Origin of the sequence: Paenibacillus sp. AR247 (assembly GCF_002968895.1) — a bacterium.
GTDB classification, from domain to species: Bacteria; Bacillota; Bacilli; order Paenibacillales; family Paenibacillaceae; genus Paenibacillus_AQ; species Paenibacillus_AQ favisporus.
This window is the reverse complement of record NZ_PCZT01000012.1, coordinates 288,496-291,567: the sequence shown is the minus strand read 5'-3', so window position 1 is coordinate 291,567 and position 3,072 is coordinate 288,496. Positions and strand designations below refer to the sequence as shown.

The following is a 3,072-nucleotide window of genomic DNA, read 5'->3' as shown; positions in this document are numbered from 1 at the left end:
TGACGCCTGCGTCAATCCCCATCGATTCGAGCGTTCTTACCGTGTCGTAGATCGATTCGCCTTTCTCTACGCTCGAAGCAGCCGCCGTAAAGTTCAGCACCTGGGCGCCCAGACGTTTCTCAGCCATTTCGAAGGAAAAGCGCGTCCGCGTGCTGTTCTCAAAAAACATGTTGGCTACGAATTTGGAGGCCAGCACCGGCACCAGCTTTTCGTGCTGTGCTTCCCAGTATGCTGCCCGGTTCATGATCGATTCGATTTCGTCGCGGCCCAGATCCTTCAGTCCGAGCAGGCTCCGGTCCTTCAGCTGCGTCATCGTTAGCATGTTATTTCTCCTCCCGGTTTTGCATAATCGTCACTTCGTCCTTGCCGTCCGTTTCCGTGAGGGCCACTTCAATTTGCTCGGACCTTGCCGTCGGTACGTTCTTGCCGATATAATCCGGCCGGATCGGCAGCTCCCGGTGTCCCCGGTCCGCCAGCACCGCCAGCTGGATCATCTGCGGCCGACCGCAGTCCATCAGGGCGTCCATTGCGGCGCGGATCGTCCGTCCCGTGTACAGCACGTCGTCGAACAAAATCACTTTTTTATCATGAATATCGAGCTTTTCAAGGCCGATGTTTGCTTCAGTCAGGGATGCTGCGCTGTCTTTCTGGTCGTCCCGGTACCGGGTGACGTCAACGGCGCCCCATGGAACCGGTGTGCCTTCGATTTCGAGAATTTTGCCGGCGATGCGCTGGGCCAGAAATTCTCCCCGGGTTTTGATGCCGATGAATACACAATTTTCAATCCCCTTGTTCCTCTCCAGTATTTCGTGTGCAATCCTTGTCAGTGCACGGCGGATTGCCGTTTCATCCATAATGACATGCACCTCGTTGCTCATGCTCCACACTCCTTCTTCCGTCTAAAAGGGATTTAAATAGCTGACCCGTGAAGGTTCCCCACAAAGCGAGGCTTTGTTATGATGCCTGTTTAGATGCTTGGAGGGGACCCAGATAACAAAAAAACTCCCTGCCCGTAGGCAAGGAGTTAGAAGCCATCAGCATACGCTGATAGACATAGAGATTCGCTGGGCGGCTTAAAGCAGACAGTATGCTGCCGCGAAGTGAACCTCGGTTCACGTTACCTTGCCAGTCTCACGGGACTGATTTAAAGGTGCTATTCAACTAAAGATGATTATGACAGACTGAACGTCTGCTGTCAACCGAGCTTAGCCTTCCCGATCCGTGGAATTTTATTCCGGCAAACGCGGGGATGCGGCGGATTCCGTCCGAACCGCCTGAGGCTGCTGCCCCTGTTCCGTTACGGGCTCCTGGGCGGAGCTGCGCTTCTGGCGCGGCGAGTCGCCCATAATGTCGTTCATTTCGTTTTTAAATTCCCGCAGCATGCGTCCGGCGGAGCGGCCCAGCCCGGGCAGCTTGTTTGGTCCGAATAACAGCAGCGCAAGCACGGCCAGCAAAATGAAACCCGGCAAACCAATATCGCTTAGCATAACGTAAATCGTCCTCCCTTAAAGCAATTTATAAACCAGCTTCTCCACTTGATTTCAGCACACTTTCAACAGCCAAGGTCGAACCTAGGCAGATCCATAATTCATCCGGTCCTTGGTCCCCGCATCCGTCTGCATTTGCTTGCGGTATACCAGCTTGGACATCAATACGCTGATTTCGTACAGCAGAATAAACGGCACCGACACCGAAATATGCGAAAAAAACTCCGGCGGAGAAATCATGCACGCGATGAAGACCAGCACCATGTATGAGACTTTACGCATTTTTCCCAGCAGTCCCGGGTTGATGACACGCAGCCTTGTCAGCAGCATCACCAGCACCGGCAGCTCAAAGGCAAGCGACACCGGAACCACGATGTTGGTCAGAAACGTAAAGTACTGCGCGATGCCGTACGTCTCCACCAATCCCAAGTTTTTGGTCATACTCGTCGTAAAGCGAAACGCCATCGGGAACACGACAAAATAGGCAAAAGCAAACCCGACAAGCAGCAGTACGAACGCAGCTGGCACATACTTTAGCGCCGCTTTCTGCTCGCTCTTGCGCAGTCCCTTTTTGGCAAAAGCCCAAATTTGCAGCGTCGTAAAAGGTACCGCTACAACCAGCGACAGGGCTGCGGCAATGTACATATACATGCGAACGCCCTCCCACGGGCTGAATGCGTTCCATTCGACCAGCGAGGCCAACGGCTACCAGCATATCGTGGCGGCGGGAATATTTCTCCGCAATTTTCTCCGTAATTTCCGGATGGGCGAGACCGTAAGCGGCCGCTTTCTGGATGGCAATAAACTGGCCGGAGTCATTGTTGTCCTTCACGTCGCCGAAGGCTTTCACGACGAGCGGGTTACCGGCGATAAAGCCGATCCGCCAGCCGGTCATGTTGTAGGATTTGGACAGCGAGTGCAGCTCGACACCTACGTCCTTCGCACCTGGAATCGACAGGAAGCTCAGCGGCTTCAGTCCGTCATAAGTCAGGGCTGCGTAAGGAGCGTCATGAACGACGACGATGTCGTACTTCTTCGCCCATTCCACCACTTCGGTGAAGAACTCGACCGTGGCGCTTGCGCCCGTCGGGTTGTTCGGATAGTTCAGGTAGATCAGCTTGGCGCGCTGAGCGATGTCTTCCGGAATGCTCTTCAGGTCCGGCAGGAAGTTGTTTTCCTTCTTCAGCTCAACGGTGTATACTTCCCCGCCGAGGTATTTCGTGTGGGTTCCCAGAACGGGATAACCAGGCACGGTGATGATGGTCACGTCGCCAGGGTTGATGAACACCGATGGAAGCATCGCCAGGGCCGGCTTGGAGCCGATGGAGTGGAGCACTTCTGTCTGCGGGTCGATGCCGTCCACGTTGAAGACTTCCTTCAAGTATTTGGCCGCCGCTTCCTTGAATTCAGGAATTCCGTTATCTGCATAGCCGCGGTTCTCCGGCTTGGCCGCTTCTTCCGCAAGCTTGGCTACAATGCCGGCGTCAGCCATTTCATCCGGTTCGCCTACGCCAAGGTCGATCAGTTCCACGTCCGGGAAGTCTTTTTTGGCCTGGGCTTTGGCCCGCTTAATTTTTCGAATTTA

At 54.4% G+C, this 3,072-nt stretch carries 3 protein-coding genes and 2 pseudogenes; all 5 read right to left on the bottom strand.

From position 1 onward, the window contains the following. A pseudogene (locus CPT76_RS22725) lies at positions 1-322 on the bottom strand (aspartate carbamoyltransferase catalytic subunit); the annotation flags it as partial. 1 nt (position 323) lies between these two features. Continuing rightward, positions 324-878 carry a bifunctional pyr operon transcriptional regulator/uracil phosphoribosyltransferase PyrR gene (gene pyrR / locus CPT76_RS22720; protein WP_105444544.1) on the bottom strand — a complete coding sequence of 185 codons (555 nt, stop codon included), beginning with the start codon at positions 876-878 and terminating at the stop codon, positions 324-326. Between the two features lie 351 nt (positions 879-1,229). Further along, the gene (locus CPT76_RS22715) at positions 1,230-1,487 is read right to left on the bottom strand and encodes a twin-arginine translocase TatA/TatE family subunit (RefSeq protein ID WP_105444543.1); all 258 of its coding nucleotides are present in this window, start codon (positions 1,485-1,487) and stop codon (positions 1,230-1,232) included. A gap of 84 nt (positions 1,488-1,571) precedes the next feature. Next, entirely contained in the window at positions 1,572-2,132 is a 561-nt protein-coding gene (tatC, locus tag CPT76_RS22710; RefSeq protein ID WP_258168761.1) for a twin-arginine translocase subunit TatC, read from the bottom strand. Positions 2,133-2,190: 58 nt separating this feature from the next. Next, a pseudogene (locus CPT76_RS22705) lies at positions 2,191-3,063 on the bottom strand (aminotransferase class I/II-fold pyridoxal phosphate-dependent enzyme); the annotation flags it as partial. Positions 3,064-3,072: the final 9 nt, after the last annotated feature.